The 15,960-nt window shown below is 66.3% G+C and carries 16 protein-coding genes and 1 pseudogene; 13 read left to right on the top strand and 4 right to left on the bottom strand.

Translation table 11 applies throughout. The features are described from left to right. Positions 1 to 57 precede the first annotated feature (57 nt). Positions 58 to 270, top strand: coding sequence for a dodecin (locus K4G53_RS08570; protein WP_221385289.1), 213 nt, complete (start codon positions 58 to 60; stop codon positions 268 to 270). Positions 271 to 363: 93 nt separating this feature from the next. Here the strand turns inward: K4G53_RS08570 and K4G53_RS08565 are convergent, their stop codons facing one another. Then, positions 364 to 570: a hypothetical protein gene (locus tag K4G53_RS08565; RefSeq protein ID WP_221385288.1), complete on the bottom strand. Its 207-nt coding sequence runs from the start codon at positions 568 to 570 to the stop codon at positions 364 to 366. Between the two features lie 133 nt (positions 571 to 703). Further along, a complete protein-coding gene (locus K4G53_RS08560) occupies positions 704 to 1,603 on the bottom strand; it encodes a helix-turn-helix transcriptional regulator (protein WP_221385287.1) in 900 nt (299 codons plus the stop codon). 197 nt (positions 1,604 to 1,800) lie between these two features. Between K4G53_RS08560 and K4G53_RS08555 the strand changes: the two genes are divergently transcribed. The 10 genes from K4G53_RS08555 to K4G53_RS08510 all read left to right on the top strand — a co-directional run bounded on the left by K4G53_RS08555 (position 1,801) and on the right by K4G53_RS08510 (position 12,392). Then, entirely contained in the window at positions 1,801 to 2,622 is an 822-nt protein-coding gene (locus tag K4G53_RS08555) for an aldo/keto reductase (RefSeq protein WP_221385286.1), read from the top strand. Between the two features lie 68 nt (positions 2,623 to 2,690). Beyond that, on the top strand, positions 2,691 to 3,662 hold the full coding sequence (locus K4G53_RS08550; protein WP_221385285.1) for an aldo/keto reductase: 972 nt from the start codon (positions 2,691 to 2,693) through the stop codon (positions 3,660 to 3,662). After that, a complete protein-coding gene (locus K4G53_RS08545; protein WP_221385284.1) occupies positions 3,656 to 4,681 on the top strand; it encodes an SDR family oxidoreductase in 1,026 nt (341 codons plus the stop codon). The genes K4G53_RS08550 and K4G53_RS08545 overlap by 7 nt, the downstream gene beginning before the upstream one ends. Before the next feature lie 49 nt (positions 4,682 to 4,730). Continuing rightward, positions 4,731 to 5,462, top strand: coding sequence for a TetR family transcriptional regulator (locus K4G53_RS08540; RefSeq protein ID WP_221385283.1), 732 nt, complete (start codon positions 4,731 to 4,733; stop codon positions 5,460 to 5,462). Positions 5,463 to 5,602: 140 nt separating this feature from the next. Then, positions 5,603 to 6,859: an acyl-CoA dehydrogenase family protein gene (locus K4G53_RS08535; RefSeq protein WP_221385282.1), complete on the top strand. Its 1,257-nt coding sequence runs from the start codon at positions 5,603 to 5,605 to the stop codon at positions 6,857 to 6,859. A 37-nt stretch (positions 6,860 to 6,896) separates the two neighbouring features. Beyond that, positions 6,897 to 8,459: a long-chain fatty acid--CoA ligase gene (locus K4G53_RS08530; protein ID WP_221385281.1), complete on the top strand. Its 1,563-nt coding sequence runs from the start codon at positions 6,897 to 6,899 to the stop codon at positions 8,457 to 8,459. A gap of 38 nt (positions 8,460 to 8,497) precedes the next feature. Beyond that, on the top strand, positions 8,498 to 9,331 hold the full coding sequence (locus tag K4G53_RS08525) for an aldo/keto reductase (RefSeq protein WP_221385280.1): 834 nt from the start codon (positions 8,498 to 8,500) through the stop codon (positions 9,329 to 9,331). Between the two features lie 133 nt (positions 9,332 to 9,464). Continuing rightward, on the top strand, positions 9,465 to 9,731 hold the full coding sequence (locus K4G53_RS08520; RefSeq protein WP_221385279.1) for a GlsB/YeaQ/YmgE family stress response membrane protein: 267 nt from the start codon (positions 9,465 to 9,467) through the stop codon (positions 9,729 to 9,731). A gap of 127 nt (positions 9,732 to 9,858) precedes the next feature. Continuing rightward, positions 9,859 to 10,266: a YtxH domain-containing protein gene (locus K4G53_RS08515; RefSeq protein WP_221385278.1), complete on the top strand. Its 408-nt coding sequence runs from the start codon at positions 9,859 to 9,861 to the stop codon at positions 10,264 to 10,266. Between the two features lie 236 nt (positions 10,267 to 10,502). Then, the gene (locus tag K4G53_RS08510) at positions 10,503 to 12,392 is read left to right on the top strand and encodes an HNH endonuclease signature motif containing protein (RefSeq protein ID WP_221385277.1); all 1,890 of its coding nucleotides are present in this window, start codon (positions 10,503 to 10,505) and stop codon (positions 12,390 to 12,392) included. Positions 12,393 to 12,456: 64 nt separating this feature from the next. Here the strand turns inward: K4G53_RS08510 and K4G53_RS21290 are convergent. Then, positions 12,457 to 12,642: pseudogene (locus K4G53_RS21290) on the bottom strand (IS256 family transposase); the annotation flags it as partial. Positions 12,643 to 12,817: 175 nt separating this feature from the next. Between K4G53_RS21290 and K4G53_RS08505 the strand changes: the two are divergent. After that, on the top strand, positions 12,818 to 13,411 hold the full coding sequence (locus K4G53_RS08505) for a hypothetical protein (protein WP_221385276.1): 594 nt from the start codon (positions 12,818 to 12,820) through the stop codon (positions 13,409 to 13,411). 69 nt (positions 13,412 to 13,480) lie between these two features. On the opposite strand, the gene K4G53_RS08500 is transcribed toward K4G53_RS08505, so the two are convergent. Next, positions 13,481 to 14,284, bottom strand: coding sequence for a putative protein N(5)-glutamine methyltransferase (locus tag K4G53_RS08500; protein WP_221385275.1), 804 nt, complete (start codon positions 14,282 to 14,284; stop codon positions 13,481 to 13,483). Between the two features lie 434 nt (positions 14,285 to 14,718). Here K4G53_RS08500 and K4G53_RS08495 point away from each other — a divergent pair, with 434 nt between their 5' ends. Then, a complete protein-coding gene (locus tag K4G53_RS08495; protein ID WP_221385274.1) occupies positions 14,719 to 15,765 on the top strand; it encodes a beta-propeller fold lactonase family protein in 1,047 nt (348 codons plus the stop codon). Positions 15,766 to 15,960 lie beyond the last annotated feature (195 nt).

Below are 15,960 nucleotides of genomic sequence, written 5' to 3'. Positions count from 1 at the left end.
TACTAGGCTTCAGGGACGGCCCGCAACCGGGGGCATCGACGATCACGAGGAGCGAAGTTGTCCAACCACACGTACAGCATTTCTGAAATTGTCGGCACCTCCACCGAGGGCGTGGACGATGCCGTCCGCAACGGCCTCGCCAAGGCATCCCAGACCCTGCGGCACCTCGACTGGTTCGAGGTCAAGGAGATCCGCGGCCACCTGGAAGAGGGCAAGGTGGCGGACTGGCAGGTCACCATCAAGATCGGCTTCCGGCTCGAAGAGCACTGACCAACACAGAGCACTGATTCAAAGCAAAACTGACCCGCAGCCGGCGGAGTGTCAACGACGCCGGCTGCGGGTCAGTTCTGCTTTACGGATGGCTTAGTTCGCGGTGCCCGGGCTCCGGCGGCGCCAGACTGTCGGGACGCCGTCGAACGCAGGAAATACGTGGCCTTCGAAGAAGGAGAGCACGGTATGCGGATCAAGTTCCGGGCTCCACAGGCCTGACGCGGGGCAGTGCGAGCCGGTGGCAGTGGACGCGGCGCCGGCAGACGCCTGGCGCTCCTTCAGCAGGGCGATGCGCTTCATCGTTGAGACCATCCTTGGGGCGGGAACCTTGTTTCTCCAGCCTAGGAACCCCCGGCCCCGGCACCAATGGGCGGCTGGCCAGAATTGGGCACCCTCTCTGGACAAATGTACAGAAGAAGGACTCCCGGGCGCGTTACTCCGCGCCAGCACCGTCGGCGGCCGGGGCAGGCCGACGTTCCAGGGCACTCCCGGGCGACGCCCCGAGGCTGCCAAGGAGGGCCAGTGCGTCCGACGACGGCGACCCGGGCCGGGCGGAATATACCCGCAGCATCTGGTCGGGGTCCTCGGGCAGGATGAGGTTTTCAAAGTTCAGTTCAAGGTCGCCCACTGCCGGATGGTGCAGGCGGACGGTGCCGGCCGAGCGGGTGGCCACGCGGTGGCCCGCCCACCACTGCCGGAAGTGTTCGCTGTGGACCGCCAACTCCCCCACCAACTGGTTCGCCTGGGGATCGTTGGGGTGGCGCCCCACGTCCAGGCGGAGGGAGCCCGCAGCTTCGGCAGCCACGGTCTTCCAGTCGCGGAAAAGTTCCCGCGCCGCGGGGTCGAGGATCGTCCAGCGGGCAAGGTTCCGCTCGGCGGCGGGCAGCGCGGTGAAATCCGTGAAGAGCAGGAAAGCCATCCGGTTCCCGGCAAGCACGTCGCTGCGCCTGCCCAGCACCATGGCGGGGACATCCCCCACCGCATCCAGGAGCTGGCGGAGTGCGGGCCGGACCCCCTGGGCTGCCGACGGGCCGGACTCACGGGGAGAGCCCGCACAGTTTTCGAGCAGGTCCAGCATGTGTGCGTGCTCGCTGCTGTCCAGCCGCAACGCCCGGGCCACCGCGTCCAGGACTGTGCGCGAAGGGTGGATATTACGGCCCTGCTCCAGCCGGACGTAGTAGTCGGTGCTGACACCAGCCAGCCGCGCCACCTCTTCCCGCCGCAGGCCAGGGACCCTGCGGGAACCGTTGGTGGGGCCGGTTCCGGCCACCTCCGGACTCAGCCGCGACCGCATCGCTTTGAGGAATTTTCCGAACTCGGCGCTTTGACCCATGGTCCCCATTCTGCCTGCCGTATCGGGCATCGCTCTACAACGAAGGTAGGACTGGCAATCCTAGGAAAAACAGGATCAGCCTTTCCTGCTGACTTGGCGGCCAAAAGTGCATAGGCTCAGGAGTGAGCCAGCGGAAACCGCTTTCTCGCTGTCGAGCATCCGGCACTGATTCCACCACCACCGTTCAAGGAGCACCCATGTCAGAGCTGACACTGAACAACGGCGTCACCATCCCGCAACTTGGCTTCGGCGTTTTCCAGGTTCCGCCGGAAGATACGCAGCGCACCGTGGAGGACGCGCTGGAGGCGGGCTACCGCCACATCGACACCGCGGCCGCCTACCGCAACGAGGCCGGGGTGGGGGCGGCGCTTGCCGCCACCGGCATCGCACGCGAGGACATCTTCATTACCACCAAGCTCCGCAACGGCGAGCAGGGCCGGGCGCAGGAGGCCTTCCAAAACAGCCGGAAGGCGCTGGGCCTGGACTTCATCGACCTCTACCTCATCCACTGGCCCGTGCCGTCGCAGGGACTGTTCGTGCAGGCCTGGAAGGAGATGGAGCGGCTGTACGACAACAAGGAGGTCCGCGCCATCGGTGTCTCCAACTTCCTCTCCGACCACCTGGACACCCTGCTGGAGTCCGCCGAAACCGTCCCCGCCGTCAACCAGATCGAGCTGCACCCCAGCTACCAGCAGGCGGACCTGGCGGCGAAGTGCCGCGGCCTCGGCATCGCCGTGGAGGCCTACAGCCCGCTGGGGCAGGGCGGGGACCTGAACGGAAAGGCCGTCACGGCAATCGCCAACGCGCACAACGCCTCCACCGCCCAGGTGGTGCTGGCCTGGCACCTGGCCCAGGGAAACATCGTCATCCCCAAGTCGGCGAACCCTGACCGGATCCGGGAAAACTTCGCGGCATCCTCCCTGACGCTGTCCGACGACGAACTGGCCGCCATCACGGCGCTGGAATCCGGTGCCCGCATCGGTTCCGATCCCGCCGTCGCCTCCTTCACCCAGATGTGAATCCCCACAGTCTCCACCGGCCGGCAGGCCAACCCCATCCGGCAGGCTCCCCGAAAGGAACTCCTTCCATGCAGTACACCCACCTGGGCCGCTCCGGCCTGAAAGTCTCACGCCTTTGCCTGGGCACCATGAACTTTGGTCCGCAGACGGAGGAAGCGGACGCCCACAGCATCATGGACTCGGCCCACGAATCCGGAATCAATTTCTTCGACACCGCCAATGTCTACGGCGGCGCCGGGCACCGCGGCTGGACCGAGGAAATCATCGGGCGCTGGTTCGCCAAGGGCGGCGAGCGCCGGGAGCACACCGTGCTGGCCACCAAGCTTTACGGCACCATGACGGACCGGCCCAACGAATCCAAGCTCTCGGCGCTGAACATCCGGCGGGCCCTGGATGCCAGCCTCAAGCGGCTGCAAACCGACTACATCGATGTCTACCAGTTCCACCACATCGACCGGGACACCCCCTGGGATGAAATCTGGCAGGCCGTCGAAGTGGCGGTCCAGCAGGGCAAGATCCTTTACTCGGGCAGCAGCAACTTCGCCGGCTGGCACATCGCCCAGGCACAGGAAGCAGCACGCCGCCGGAACTACACCGGCCTGGTCAGCGAGCAGTCCATCTACAACCTCTTCATGCGCCAGGTTGAGCTTGAAGTCATCCCGGCCGCACAGCAGTACGGGCTGGGCCTGATCCCTTGGTCTCCCCTGCAGGGCGGACTCCTTGGCGGGGTGCTGAAGAAGGAGCGCGAAGGCGTGCGACGCACCGAAGGACGGGCCGCTGAAACGCTGAAGAAGCACCAGGACCAGATCCGCCAGTACGAGGATTTCGCGGATGAACTGGGCCACGAACCCGGCGATATTGCCCTTGCCTGGCTCCTCCACCAGCCCGCCGTGACGGCACCGATTGTGGGTCCGCGAACTCAGGAACAGCTGGACTCGGCGGTCCGCGCCCTGGACGTCAGCCTCGACGCCGACGCCCTCAAGCGGCTGGACGACATTTTCCCGGGACACCGTACGGCACCGGAAGACTACGCGTGGTGACCCCACCCGAGGCCGCGGACACGGTGGCGCCGCGGAGCATCCTTTTCATCGGCGGCACCGGGGTCATCAGCGCGGCGGCGGCAGAACGCGCGGTCGCGCTGGGCCACCGGCTGACCATCCTGAACCGGGGACAGTCCACCAGGCCCGTCCCCGATGGTGCGGAAGTCCTGCACGCGGACATCCGCGATGCGGCGGCGGTCCGCGACGTGCTGGGCGGGAGGACGTTCGACGCCGTCGCGGACTTCATCTCGTACACCCCGGACCAGGCACAAACCAGCATGGACCTGTTCAGGGACAGGGCCGGGCAGTACGTCTTCATCAGCTCGGCGTCCGCGTACCAGAAACCGCCCACCCGGCTGCCGATCCTGGAATCCACGCCACTGAAGAACCCCTTCTGGCAGTATTCCCGGGACAAGATCGAGTGCGAGGAACTGCTCTTCCGCGCCTACCGGGAGCAGGACTTTCCGCTGACGGTGGTGCGGCCGTCACACACCTATGACCGCACCAAGATCGCCATGGTGGGCGGCTGGACGGATGTCCACCGGATGCGTGCCGGGCTCCCGGTCATGGTCCACGGCGATGGCACCTCGTTGTGGACCCTTACGCACAGCCGTGACTTCGCCAAGGCTTTCGTGGGGCTGCTCGGCCGGCCGCAGGCTGTGGGCGAGAGCTACACCATCACCTCGGACGAGTACCTGCCATGGAACCAGATCTACCGGCTCTTCGCACGGGCGGCGGGCGTGGCGGAACCGGAGCTGGTGCACGTGGCGTCCGAAACCATTGCGGCGCACGACCAGGAACTGGGCTCCAACCTCCTGGGCGACCGGTCCCATTCCGTGGTCTTTGACAACACGAAGATCAAGTCCCTGGTCCCGTCGTACACCGCCACCATCCCGTTCGCGGACGGTGCCCGCGAGATTGTCCAGTGGTTCGACAGCCACGCCGAGCTGCAACAGGTGAACGAGGACTACATGCAGCTTTCGGACAAGCTCACCAGCTGGGCCCGCAGGGGCGCCTGAGGAGCGGGCACCCGGGGAGGAGCCCTGCCCGTGTGCTAGATTTCGGCGCATGACCGCCAACGCCGAGGGCCGCAATGCTGACGAACCGGTCGCCGCCGCAATCGGGCTGCTGGCGCGCCAGGGTTTCGATGCCACGTCTGTGGAGGGGCTGGCAGAGGCTGCGGGAATGAGCCGCAGCACCTTCTTCCGGAAGTTCGGCTCGAAAGAGGACGTGGTCTTCGCAGACCATGAGCGGATCCTCGGCCACGTGAACGCCCTGCTGGCGGGATCAACGCGGGACCCCCTGGCAGCGGTTTGCGACGCGGCACTGCTGGTCTTCAACCACCACCTGCGGAATCCGGAGACTTCCCGGGCGAGGTACCGGCTCCTGCAGGCGGTACCGGCCCTCCGGGACCGCGAGCTGGTTACCTCCCACCGGTACGAGCGGGCGTTCCTGCGGCACGTGATGGACGGGCTGCCCGACGGCGGCGCGCACGAACACACGGCAGTGGCCTTCGCGGCGTCAGTCGTTGCCGTGCACAACGCCTTCCTCCGGGAGTGGCTTCGCTCCGGCCCTGAAGCGGCGGAGGACGCCGCGGCCGGGGCTCCTGATGCAGCTCCCGGCGACCGGCAAAGGGCCGCCTCCCTGGCCACCGAACTCCATGCCTTGTCCCGGATGTTCCGCCCGGTCCTGCTTGGCCGGGGGCGCGCACCCCAGCCGCCCACCGTCGTCGTGACCGTGCTGGCGGACGCCGTGGACAAGGAGGCCATTGCCCAGGCCGTTCGCGACGCCCTTCCCTAAGCTGTTCCCTGAACCGCATATGGCACTGAGTCCCTTGACGTGGAACTGCGTTTCAGTGCATCCTTGACCGGTGTGGTCCCCGCCACACCTTCACCCGCGGTTGGCGCCGCGGTTGAACCGCAAATCCAGAGGATGCAGACATGACAACGACGTCTCCCGGCCTGGGAGTGGCCGATACCAGCTTTCCGGACGGGTTTCCCGCCGGCACCGTAGAACCGCACTATGTGGTGACGGAGGCGCTGGGCACGGACCCGGCCGCTGTCTTTGCGGGCATCAGCGCCGGGGACCGCGCTTACTGGGAGCGGGCCCGCAGCTTCGTCCAGGATGAGGTCCTCCCCGTTATCGACGGCTATTGGGAACGCGGCGAGTATCCACTTCACCTGCTGGAGCGCCTCGGCCAGCAGGACCTGCTGCGCGACGGCGTCCCGGTGGACGGATTCGCGCCGATGAGCAGCATGGCCGCCGGGCTCGTGAACATGGAAATCAGCCGCGGGGACGGCTCCGTGGCCACGATGATCGCCGTCCAGGGGGGCCTGGCCCTCCGGTCGATCGCCGAATGTGGCTCCGCGGCCCAGAAAGAACGTTGGCTGCCCGCTGTCGCCAGCGGAAAGGAATACGCGGCCTTCGCCCTGACCGAGCCCACCCACGGCTCGGACTCGGTGGCACTGGAATCCACCGCAACCCGGACCGACGGCGGCTTCCTGCTCAACGGTGAGAAGAAATGGATCGGTAACGGCTCGGTGGGCGGCGTCACCGTGGTGTGGGCGCGCGGCGAAGACGGCCAGGTGCACGGCTACCTTGTCCCCCAGGACTCCCCCGGCTACACCGCCACGAAGATCGAGGGAAAGCTGGCCCTGCGCGCCATCTGGCAGGCACATATCCGGCTCGAGAACGTCTTTGTTCCGGACGCGAACGTCCTACCCGGGGCGCGCACCTTCAAGGACACGGCACGCGTGCTCCTGGCGACCCGCCTGGGCGTGGCGTGGTCCGCCGTCGGGCATGCCACCGCGTGCTACGAAACCGCCGTCCAGTACGCCAGGCAGCGCCGCCAGTTCGGCAGGCCACTGGCAGCCTCCCAGATTGTGCAGGAGCGGTTGGCCCGCATGCTCAGCGAACTGGCGACGATGCAGTTGATGGTGGTCCAGATGACCCGCCTGGACGAGGCCGGGACACTCACCCCCGAGCAGGCGTCGTTGGCGAAGTACACCTGCACACGCATCGCCAGGGGCATCGCCTCCAATGCGCGCGACCTGCTGGGCGGCAACGGCATCCTGCTGGCAAACCGCGTGGCACGGCACCTTGCCGACATCGAGGCGATCCACACCTACGAAGGCACCGAGACGGTGCAGGCCCTCATCATCGGCCGCGGCATCACCGGCATGTCCGCCTTCGCCTGAGCCCCCGAAAAAACACCTCCCACCGAAGAAGCAGGCCATGACCAACAACAACTCCGCCGAGGGATTCGCAACGATTTCCGTGGCCGCCATCCTGGCTGAATCCGCCCGCAGGACGCCGGACAGCATCGCCCTCGTGGTCGGCGGGGACGAGGTCAGCTACGGGGACCTGTGGCGCCAGACCCGCGCCTACGCGGGAGCGCTGCGTGCGCGTGACATCGGCCCGGGCGACGCCGTCGCCGTCCTGATTCCCAACGTTCCGGACTTCGCCCGGGTCTACTACGCCATCCTGTCCCTCGGTGCCATCGTGGTTCCGGTACACGCCCTGCTCAAGGCCCGTGAAATCGAGTACGTCCTCCAGGACAGCGGCGCCCGGCTGCTGGTATGCGCCGCTCCGCTGCTCCCGGAAGGAGCCGCAGGCGCGGAAGCCAGCGGAGTCGGCGTGCTGACAGTGATGGCTCCGGACGACAGCGGGTTCCCCCGGCTCGAGGCGGAAGCTGCCGGCGCCGAGCCGATCCGCACATACGAGCCGTGCCGCCCCTCGGACACCGCAACGATCCTCTACACCTCGGGCACGACGGGTAAACCGAAAGGCGCGCTGGGCACACATTTCGCCCTCGTGGAACAGACATCGGTGCTGCTGACCAGCGTGATGGACTTCCGGCCCGGTGACGTCCTGTTCGGCGGCCTGCCGCTCTTCCACACCTTCGGCCAGACAGTGGTTCTCAACACCGGGCTGCGGGCTGGCGCCACCATCGTGCTGATGCCGCGCTTCAACGGGGAGGATGCCCTGAAGCTGCTGGCCCGGCACGATGTCAACGTCTTCCTGGGGGTTCCCACCATGTACGTGGCACTGCTGGAGGCAGCCAAGACGTTGCCCGACCGGCCTGCCGCCCTGCGGTACGGCATCTCCGGCGGAGCGTCCCTTCCGCTGGCTGTGATGGACAAGTTCCGGGACGTTTTCGGCGTGGAGATCCACGAGGGCTACGGGCTGACCGAAACCTCGCCCGTTGCAGCCTTCAACCATGTCGGCACGCCACCCCGGCCTGGAACCATCGGCGTACCGATCTGGGGCGTAGATATCGAAATTGCCCGGCCCGAGGTGGTGGAGCGCATCGAACTGCTGCCCAACGGGGAGCTTGGCGAACTCGTCATCCGCGGACACCTGCTGATGAAGGGCTACCTCAACCGGCCAGAGGCTACGGCCGAGGCGGTGGTGGACGGCTGGTTCCGCAGCGGGGACCTTGGGACAAAGGACGACGACGGCTACCTCACCATCGTCGACCGCAAGAAGGACATGATCATCCGGAATGGATTCAACGTGTATCCCCGGGAGGTGGAGGAGGTCCTGCTCACCCACCCGCAGGTGGTCAGCGCCGCCGTCTACGGGATACCGCATGACGTGCACGGCCAGGAGATCGCGGCGGCCATTGTGCTGGATGCCGGGGCCACCGTCTCCGAAGCGGGCCTGATTGACTTTGCGAGCGCCCAGCTCGCGGCATACAAGTACCCGCGGGTGGTCAGGCTTGTCTCCGAACTCCCGCTGGGCCCGAGCGGAAAAATCCTCAAACGGAAACTGGCTGAGGATTCCAGCGGCAGCTAGGGGTGGACCCGGGTGCACCGGCCCGCAAGACTGTTCGCATGACACTTGCACCGCTCATCGAACTCAATGACGGCCACAGCATCCCCCAACTGGGCCTTGGCACCTGGCCGCTGGACGACGACCAGGTGGCGACCGCCGTCGTACAAGCCCTGGAAGCCGGGTACCGGCACATCGATACCGCCGTGAAGTACGGCAACGAGCGCGGCGTGGGCAACGGCATCCGGGCCAGCGGCCTGGACCGCAGCGAACTCTTCGTCACCACCAAGCTGGATGGTGAATTCCAGGGCCACGACCGTGCCGTTGCCGGCCTGGAGGGGTCCCTGGAGCGCTTGGGGCTGGACTACGTGGACCTGCTGCTGATCCACTGGCCGCTTCCTGGCCGGGACCAGTACATCTCCACGTGGCAGACGTTCGAGCGGCTCCAGGCGGAGGGGAAAGCCCGGTCGATTGGGGTGTCCAACTTCAAGCCCGCCCACCTGGAGCGGCTGATGGCAGAGACGGACGTGGTGCCTGCGGTTAACCAGATCCAGCTAAGCCCGGCGATCACCCGGGAGGCGGAACGCGAATTCCACGCGAAGCATGGAATTGTCACGGAGTCCTACAGCCCCCTGGGTGGCTCCGGCGCGGGCCTGCTCAGCGCTCCAATTCTTTCCCAGCTGGCGGAAAAACACGGCAAAACACCGGGACAACTGGTCCTGCGGTGGCATATACAAAACGGATTGGTAACGATTCCCAAGAGTGCTTCTCCCGAGCGCATGAGGGAGAACCTGGACGTGTTCGATTTCGCCCTGGATCGGCAGGATCTCGCGGAACTTGCGGTCCTCGACGAAGGCCCCGGGGCGGGCAATGATTCGGACCATACGGGCCACTGAGGCATGCTTGAACTGGGCTTTTTTCCTGACGCGGGGTTGGCAAATAGATAGTAAGCATGATTACTATTGAGCCAGAAGGACGAAGTGCCTCCGGAACATGGGGGCCTCCTTTACCTAGGAAGAGAGCAAAAAAATGGGATTTATTGCATTTCTGATTCTCGGACTTATTGCCGGTGCGATCGCTAAGGCGATCCTCCCGGGCAGGCAGGGTGGCGGCTGGTTCATCACCCTGATCCTGGGCGTTGTTGGTGCCATCCTCGGCGGCTGGCTGGGTGGAATGATCTTCGGCAGCGGACTGCAGGAGTTCTTCTCGATCCAGACCTGGCTGCTGGCGATCGTCGGCTCGCTGATCGTGCTCGCCATCTATGGCATGGTCACCAAGCGCAGCGTCCGCGGATAACTGCCCGGGCAGTGCCAGGAAACCGGCTTGGGGGGCACACATCCCCCAGGCCGGTTTTCATTTCTCCGGCTAGGCGCCAAGCGTCCCGGCCAAAACTGACAACCTTCTCACGGAGCAGGAGTTCATGATGAAAAACAAGCTTCTTTTGGGTGTTGGCATCGCCGCTGGCTACGTCCTGGGCTCACGGTCCGGCCGTGCCGCATATGACAAGCTGAAGGCCCGCGCCGCCAGCATTTGGGACAGCAAGCCCGTCCAGGACAAGGTGGCTGTGGCCACGGGGACCATCAAGGAAAAGGCGCCCGAGGTTGCGGACCAGCTGGGCGAGGCGGCGCGCAGGGCAGGCACTGTCATCGGCTCCGCAATTCACCGCGACGGCTCGACCGGCACGGGGAACACCTCCGGTCCCACCGGCGCTGGGGCCGGGACAGGCGGAGCAGCCGGGACGGGCGAGCTGGGCGAGGACCACATCCCCGCGCACAGCACCCACCCGGAAACCACCAACCTGGGTACCGCAGACGGGACCAGCAAGACCTGATTACCGCCGCAGTGCTGAATATGACGCCTGCCCTGTCTGTGACAACAGGCTGGTGCGGGCCGTGTGTTACAACTTGATACCTTGCTGGCCGCCGCGATCCTTGGGGGACGCGGCGGCCAGCAGTATTTAAGGGGCAGCTGCAGCACTTGAGGGACGCAGCACCGCGCGGGTGCGGGTTTTCCACATACGGGCTTTCGTGGGTCCTCAATGTCAGTGGTGGCCGGCAGAGTTGGGCTATGGAGGCTATTGGGGAACAGCTCGAGGAGGCGTACGACGTCGGCGCCCGGCCGCCGCGGCTCCCCCGCCTTCAGGCCGTCCCCGGCGGCGCGGCGAAAGACAGTGCGGCGAGAGACAGCGCGGTACAAGACAGCGCGGCCGCTGCTCAGCTGGATGGCCTGCGTGCGCAGCTCGCGGCGGCCGCCCTCGCCGCTCCCAGCTTTCTGGCAGGGGCCAGCTACGTTGGGGCAGCCCAATACGCTGCCCATGTGGAAGAGCTCGCACGGAGCGTGGAGTGCTTGCAGATTGCCGCGGCCGGCACCGTGGACCGGACCCGCGGGCAGGCTATCGCCGAGGCCGCCACAGCCGGACGCAGGCGTCACGGCATGAGCGGCTGGGACACCAAGGGCGTGGAAACCTTGAACGGCACCCACGCCGTCAACGAAACGGACATCAGCTGGCCCAGCGGTTCGAGCCGCCCGGCCCTGACCTCGCCCGCCGACGACGGTTGCAGGAACACCGCCGAGTTCCTTCGGGTCTGCCTTCGGATCCCCATCCGGGAAGCCCGCCGCCGCCTCACCCTCGCGCACCACACCCTGGCCGGCGCTGCCCTCACTGGTGAACCAACACCACCCGTCCGCGAACACCTCGCCGCCGCACTTGCCCCCGCGACGGAGCTGGGTCCACATGACGGCGGCCCGGCAAGCCTAAGGGCGGAAGCCCCGGCTGTGTCCTCACACTCCGCGACGATCATCACCGCCACCCTGGACCGGCTCCAGCACCACGCCTCTCCGGAGGTCCTGGACCGGGTCGAACAGCATCTCACTGCCGAGGCCGCCACCAGCGACCCCGATTTCCTCGCCCGCCTGGCGCAGCGCTGGGCGGACACCATCGATGCCGACGGCACCGAACCCATCGAAGAAGCCCTCCGCCACACCCAGGGCGCCTTCATCCGCAAACCCCGCCACGGCCTGCACCACCTTGAGATCTTTGCCACCACCGATCAATACGAACACCTGTTGACCGTCATGAACACGGCCACCAACCCCCGCACGTCGGTCCCCGGTAACCCAGGCCCGGGCGATGCGAAGACTGGCACGCACCTGGAAGCAGATCCAGGAACAAGTCCCGGGCCAGCACCACAATCCGACGGGATGGACCTGGACAGGCGCACCCGCCCCCAGAAGCAACTCGACGGCATCGTCACCGCAGTGAAAGCCGCCTTGGCCACCAATACCCTGCCGACGACCGGCGGCAACCGGCCCCAAATCATCGCCACCATCGACTACCAGGACCTCTTTCCCGATGCTCGCAGCACAGCAGCCACCAGCGCCGGTGCCGATGCCGGTGCCGATGCGGGCGGGATATCGCGGACCATGTCCCGTCCGTGGCCGCACACAGGCCAAGAGGTCGACAGGCTGGCACTTGCCGGGACAGCCGCAGGGACAGGGCCCCGGACAGGGACAGGGACGGGATCCTTTGTGTTCACCGGACCGGTCGCGGCCGCTACCCTGCGCAAAATCGCATGCGACGCAGACATCATCCCCGCCCTCCTGGGCACCCATGGCGAAATCCTCGACCTCGGCCGAAAAGCCCGCCTCTTCAGCCCGGCCCAGCGCCTCGCCATCACGGCGCGCGACCAAGGCTGCGCGTTCCCTAACTGCACTATTCCTGCACCCTGGTGCGAGGCCCACCACATCACCTACTGGTCACAAGGCGGACCAACCAGTACCAACAACGGCGTCCTGCTCTGCAGCCACCACCATCACCTCATCCACAAAGAACAGTGGAGCATCAGCAACACGCACGGCACGCCAACTTTCATTCCCCCGCCCCACATCGATCCCGCACGAAAACCCCGACAAAACCACTACTTCAAACCTCCGCCACCGCCCACCAAGCGGGAGTGAGAACGGCCAGGCTTACAAGCTGGGACTGTCCGATAGACGGTGTGTGGAGTCCGGCCGGTTTTCATTATTGAGTGGCTTTTTCGAACCGGCCCGCGAAGATAATCGCGAACGCGTTTAGCGCAGGCTTCCACCTCATTACCCGGAGTGCCACTTCCGCCGCCGGTGGGATCAAGGGTTCTGGTGACCAGGTAGGGCATTTCAGGGCAGCCGTTTCGTTCGGAAAGTGCCCGGCGGCCCTCACTGCCCGTCGGCCCTTGCCGGCTTGCTCGGACGGGGCCGTGTAGACCGGGCTTGAGCGGTGGCAACCAGGTCCCGCCAGATACCGCCTCGTCCAACTCTCGGCGGGAATGGGCCCAGCTCTGGCGCGAGCGACGTTCCGGCCCAGTGGCGCCGGAGGGCAATCGGCACGGCTAGACTCACAGCCCATGGGGACAGGGGGAATACTTAAGGACGCCTTATACGCGCCCGTACTGCGCCGGCTGGAGGTCGCATGCCTGGCGCTTGCCGCCATGGCTGCCGTTGCGCATCTTTGCGGGCTGCTTTTAGTTATCGGCGGGACCGTGTTGGCGTTCTGGGCTGTCCGTGGCATCATGCTGGCCGTTTCGGTGGTGCTCCGCGTGGTGTCTTGGCGAGCAGCCCGCCGCACCGCTGCGCCTCCGATTGCGGCGCGTGTTCGTCTGCTGCGCAGCATCCTCAGCTGTGGCGTGGTCCTCGTCTGCATGGGCGCTGCGTTTGTCGACCTGAGCGCCAGCTACCGGCTCTTGGAGCCTCCTGGCGGGAACGGTTGCCGCGCGGTGGTGCGGGAGCATTCGTTCCTCTTCGCCGGCGGCGGCACAGTGTACGGAGTCGGCTTCGGCGGAATCGGAACCCGGGCAAGCTCCTGGACCACGGATGACGGCTATGAACCAGTAGCCGACGGCTCCTATACGCTGCGGTGGGACGGCGACACGGGTGTGCTGAGCCTTGTCGGAGGTGTTGACCCCGTCTGGCCTGCCGTCCACACCATTCCGTGCAGTTGACCACGTGCAATTGACCCCGTGCAGTTGACCAGGGGAACCCCTGGGCCGAATCTGGAGCGCACGTTGCCTCTACAGGCAAGTTGCGGCAGGCCCAGCGACCGTTCCGACAACCGCGGTTCCGTCAAGTTCCTCTGATCGGACCGTCCTTACACCAAACCCTTCTGCCACCAGGATTGCGGCGGTCCCGGCAGCCTGGCGCTCGCTCGTTTCGATGAGCAGACGCCCTCCAGGTGCGAGCCATTCGGTAGCCTCGGCAGCAAGCCGCCGATGGAAGTCCAGGCCGTCCGGGCCGCCGTCCAGCGAGAGAGCAGGCTCGTACAGGCGCGCCTCCGGTGGCATGGTCCGGATGGCCTCAGTCGGCACGTAGGGAGCGTTGACGGCCACTAACTGGACTCGTCCGCGCAGTCCTGGCGGGAGGGCCTTGAACAGGTCGCCCTCGTGTACTTGTCCTCCCAGCGGCTCAACATTCCGTCGCGCGCAGGCAACGGCGGCGGGGTCAATGTCGGCGGCGTGCAGTTCTGCTCGCGGCAACCTGCACAGGATTGCGGCTCCCACTGCCCCGGATCCACAGCAAAGGTCCACAACAATCGGGGCTGAGGGGCCGGCTTCCGCTGTCAGCAGGGCCACGGCTTCATGGACCAGCAGTCCGGTCCGCCGCCGCGGCACGAACACTCCTGCCTCAACCACGATCCTCCGGCCTGCGAATTCCGCCCAGCCCAGGATGTATTCGAGCGGGACGCCGCCGATCCGGCGCCGGACATTTTCCGCGAGTTGCGCAGGCCCAGGAGCTTCAGCCAGCAGGAGCCTGGCTTCCTCCTCGGCGAAGACACAGCCGGCAGAACGCAATTGCGAGACGATCCGGGAATAAGGCATCGGCTCGGGCAGAACTGCAGACGTGGCCGGAGCCCGGGGTGTGGCCGGAGCCCGGGGCGTGGGCGGAGCCTGGGGTGTGGCCGGAGCCCGGGGCATGGGCGGAACGGAGGGCGCAGGCGCCGGCGTCCTGGCCGCGGCCGGACGTGTGGACAGAGAGGGGTCCGTGGAGCGAGCCGCAGATGCCGGCGAATCCGGGGCAGGTGACGATTCAGCAGGGGGCATAACAGCGCCTTTCAGTGGGCTGCCGGGCACCCTCACGCTGCTTAAGCCAAGCTCTCCGGGCGGCAGCGGGAAGAGGTATCCGGGATTGATGAAGCGGTAATCGGACCCACCTCCTTCTGCCGTTGCTGGAAAGCCCATGCTAGCTTCCCCCGGCGCGAAACAGGAATGGCTGATGAGCAGGAATGCGCAGACCTTATTGGCAGGATGGGAGCATGACATCCGGCACCGGCGACGACATTCTGTGGATCGGCACCTACACCCCCGATGGCGGCGGCCGCGCCGAAGGTATCGGCGCCGTCCGGGCACACCAGGACGGCAGGCTCGAGTGGCTGGGCACGGCAACCAAGGCCCAGTCGCCGTCGTTCCTTGCCGTCCACCCAACCCTGCCCGTTGTGTATGCAGCGGCCGAACAGCGCCGGAAAGTGCAGGCCTACCGCCGGACAGGGGAGTCTGGCCTGGAACCCTTTGGTGAACCGCAGCAGGCTGGTGACGCCACCTGCCACGTTGCCGTCGATCCCGGCGCGCGCTTCCTGGCGGCCACGTGCTGGGGCGACGGCCAGGTCCTCTTGTACGAATTGGACGCCGACGGCGGCATGACCGGGCGGTTCCCGGCCGCACCGTCGGTTGACCCACACGCCGGCCTTGCACCGGGCGAGCCCCGGCAAAGCCGTGCCCATGCCAGCTTGATGCTGCAGGATGGCCGCATCATGACGACGGACCTGGGCCATGACACCCTCCGCATTTGGAACTACGAACCGGGCGCCGGGCTGGTGGCCGACCATGAGGTGGTCCTCCCTTACGGCAGCGGCCCCCGGCACATGGTGGAACATCCCAACGGCAACGTCTTTGTGCTGTCCGAGTACTCAGTGGAGGTCTTTGTGGTCCGGCCCGAGGCAGGCACCTACGAATTGGTCTTCCGCGGACCGGCCACCGCCGGCGGCAGCCAGGACGGCGATTCGGCCGCGGAAATCTGCCTCGGCCCACACCATGGGTTCGCCTACGCGGGCGTGCGCGGATCCAACATCATCAGTGTCCTGGAGGTGGCCGCCGACGGCACCGAACTCATCCCCGTCAAGGACTTCAACAGCGGCGGGAACTGGCCCCGGCACCACCTGGTCCGGGGAAACTGGCTGCATGTTGCGCATGAGCGCTCCGACAACATCGCCACGTTTGCCCTGGACCCGGCCACAGGCCTTCCCGGGCCGGTGCTGCACAACCTCCGGACGCCTTCACCCACCGCGCTGATACCGGCCACCTGAACAGTTCTTGCCACAGCGCAGTACCTTCCCTAAACACTGGAGTAATTCAGTGCAAGCGCTTACAGTTGTGACTTGGTTCACAGGACCACGCGCTGTCCTTCGAACCCTCCTGCCGCATCCCGACATCAACGTCAAGCCTGTACAGCAGCGCTGCTTCCCAGGAAGGTCTCACCCTTGTTATTCCGCACCCCTCCC

Origin of the sequence: Arthrobacter sp. MAHUQ-56, from assembly GCF_019710585.1 — a bacterium.
GTDB lineage: Bacteria > Actinomycetota > Actinomycetes > Actinomycetales > Micrococcaceae > Arthrobacter.
This window is presented reverse-complemented; position numbering and strand designations above follow the sequence as displayed.